The organism is Paenibacillus forsythiae T98 (assembly GCF_000520735.1).
Classification (GTDB): domain Bacteria; phylum Bacillota; class Bacilli; order Paenibacillales; family Paenibacillaceae; genus Paenibacillus_AQ; species Paenibacillus_AQ forsythiae.
In genome coordinates this window covers 1-2,412 of the sequence record NZ_ASSC01000163.1, presented here as the reverse complement: position 1 = coordinate 2,412, position 2,412 = coordinate 1, and the positions used below count along the sequence as shown (strand labels likewise).

The window sequence follows — 2,412 nt, the reverse complement described above, 5'->3', positions numbered from 1 at the left end:
AGGCGCCCCGGCGCGCCTCCGACTTGGAGCGCTTGCCGGTGCGTCTGCGGAACTCCGAGAGCGGTTTATGCTGAAGACAATAAGCGCATTGTTTAGTTGTCTCTGAATCAATTAAAAGTATGGACATGCTGGAAAAGCGCCGGCCGAAAGCCGCCGCTCTCTGTCACCTCGTTTTTTTTTTGAAATATATAAATTTATATTCCGCCACGGAGCCACAGTTATGAATTGGGGATTTCAGGAAATCATTGACTCCTCTGGTACCAGTATAACGCAAAGTGCGGATAATCACACTGTCTGCTGTTCCCGGTGCTTTTTGACTAGGTGTAATCCGTGTCTCATACCGGGCGGGGAGGTTCTTGGTATAATCGGAAGCAGCCGATGACCGCTCGTTTCCGAGCCGCCAAATCCAATAAGGGAAGCGGGGAAGTATGGATGAATCACAGGGTTGAGCAGACGATTAAGCCCAGCGTGGAAGCGGGACCGGCAAAGCCGGGCAAACGGCCGTCCGCCGTGTTGTTTCTTTATGTTTTGCAGATTTTTTTGGGTGTAGGGGCGATTTTCGGCGGGCTTGCCCTCATTATCGATCCGAGCGGAAGCCTGATGGGGATGCCGGCGGATTCCGTGCTGCGGCGCTCGCCTTTTTCCAGCTTTTTGTTTCCCGGTATTTTGCTGCTCGGGGTATTCGGGCTGTTTCCGCTCTGGGTGCTGTACGGTATGGTCAAAAGACCGCGCTGGGCGTGGGCTGACGCACTTAATCCTTTCAAGGAACTGCACTCCGCCTGGACGCTATCATTATATGTGGGATTCGGCCAGATTATCTGGATTATGGTGGAAACTTATATCATGAACGCGGTAAGTCTGGTGCATGTCTTTTACATGAGTCTTGGACTGCTCATTCAGATTGTGACCCTGCTGCCTTCGGTACAGCGGTTCTTTCAGCTGACTCAAGGGCCTTTCACTCTCCAAAAAATTGTGTAAAAAACAGGGCGAATTTCATACAGCGATTCACAATCTGATTGCCGAATCCGGAGAAGCCGCCCATAATTTTAAAGGAGCTGGCAACGACGGAACGAAAGAACTTTTTGGCGATGTCATGGAGGAATAGCTGCTTCCTGTCACATACCTGAGTCCAGCGAAGATGCGATCACAGCTATCCGGCTTGATCCATCAATTGGAGAACAAAAAACAGGAGACCTGGCCGGTGTTTATGGGTCAGGCGTGTCGTATCAGGGCACTAACTACGAAATTGCCTATCGGTTGGAGGAGAATGAAGAAGGCGAACTCATCGTAGTTATTCTGCCCGAGGATAGTCCTCAGGCGTTTTTCGTATTTATTCGGAGAGAGCTTGGCCTCCAACTTCCCATCGTCGATTATGCCGTCCATTGGATGGAGAAGCGGCGCTAGGCGCACGAAGCGGCTCTCATCCGCATGCCAAAGAACCTTCAGAACCACGATTTAGAAGTGGACCTGAAGGTTCTTTGGTTTATCCGCTATCCTCTGAAAGATTTTTGGGAAAATAATCCCTGCTACGCCGCCTTATTGGGCCTCTGCCGTTAGCCCGCAGGAGGCGGCGGGCTTTAGTCAATGAACTTCAGCGCCTTCAATGTCTTCTCCAGCAGGACTGCCGCTTCCGCGCGGGTTGCCGTCTGGCGCGGAGCGAAGAGGCCGTCCGGCGTACCCTGAATGATGCCGGCCCCGGCCAGCTCGGCGGCCGACCTTCTTGCCCATGCCGCGATGGCTGACTGGTCCTGGAATCTCGCCAGCGCTTCCCTGTCATCGGACAGCCATATTCCGGCGGATCTCGCCGCCATGGACAGGATATACGAAATTTCCTGGCGGCTGATCGGGCTGTCCGGACGGAAGCTGCCGTCCGTATAGCCGGAGACCAGTCCCGCCGCCGAAGCCGTCCGAATCGCTCCCGCATACCACTTGGACGGGCTGACATCCGCAAAGTCTGCTGTGCCGCCTGCCGGTTCAAGTCCCAGCGCCCGGACGACCAGCGCCGCGAATTCGGCCCGGGTTACCGGCTCAGACGGCGAGAACGCATGATCCTCATTTCCGTTGACAATCAGCTTCGAGGCCAGCAATTCAATGGAGGATTTCGCCCAGTGGCCGGTGATGTCCCCGAAGGTTCCGGAAGATTCAACGACCGTATAATAGCTGTTGCTGTTCCGTTTAATGGTGACCTTCGACGTGCCGTCCGGATTTACCGCAAAGACGGAAGGGACGAAGGACAGAGCGCCCGTATCCGGGTCGTACACGACGCCTGTCGCTGTCTTGCCATCCAGCCAGCGGTCTGCTGAAATCGTTCTTTCCACATATTTGCTGCCGAAGCTGTTGATCGGTGTGCTAAGGCTTCCGGCTTTGGCCGTGACGGAGAACTGAATGACCGGCGCGGCCAGCTTGAGCGAG

3 protein-coding genes are annotated in these 2,412 nt (G+C 54.6%); 2 read left to right on the top strand and 1 reads right to left on the bottom strand.

Going from position 1 to position 2,412, the window contains the following annotated elements:
* Positions 1–432 precede the first annotated feature (432 nt).
* Positions 433–978 carry a hypothetical protein gene (locus tag L692_RS27910; protein WP_232238736.1) on the top strand — a complete coding sequence of 182 codons (546 nt, stop codon included), beginning with the start codon at positions 433–435 and terminating at the stop codon, positions 976–978.
* 123 nt (positions 979–1,101) lie between these two features.
* On the top strand, positions 1,102–1,404 hold the full coding sequence (locus L692_RS31050; RefSeq protein WP_084463098.1) for a type II toxin-antitoxin system RelE/ParE family toxin: 303 nt from the start codon (positions 1,102–1,104) through the stop codon (positions 1,402–1,404).
* Between the two features lie 173 nt (positions 1,405–1,577).
* Here L692_RS31050 and L692_RS0106140 read toward each other — a convergent pair.
* The coding region (locus tag L692_RS0106140; protein ID WP_025698150.1) for an S-layer homology domain-containing protein at positions 1,578–2,412 on the bottom strand (835 nt) is incomplete at its 5' end.

What these genes read in the sequence shown, in the direction of transcription:
- L692_RS27910 (WP_232238736.1), top strand. Translation starts at nt 433, where the DNA reads ATGAATCACAGGGTTGAGCAGACGATTAAGCCCAGCGTGGAAGCGGGA.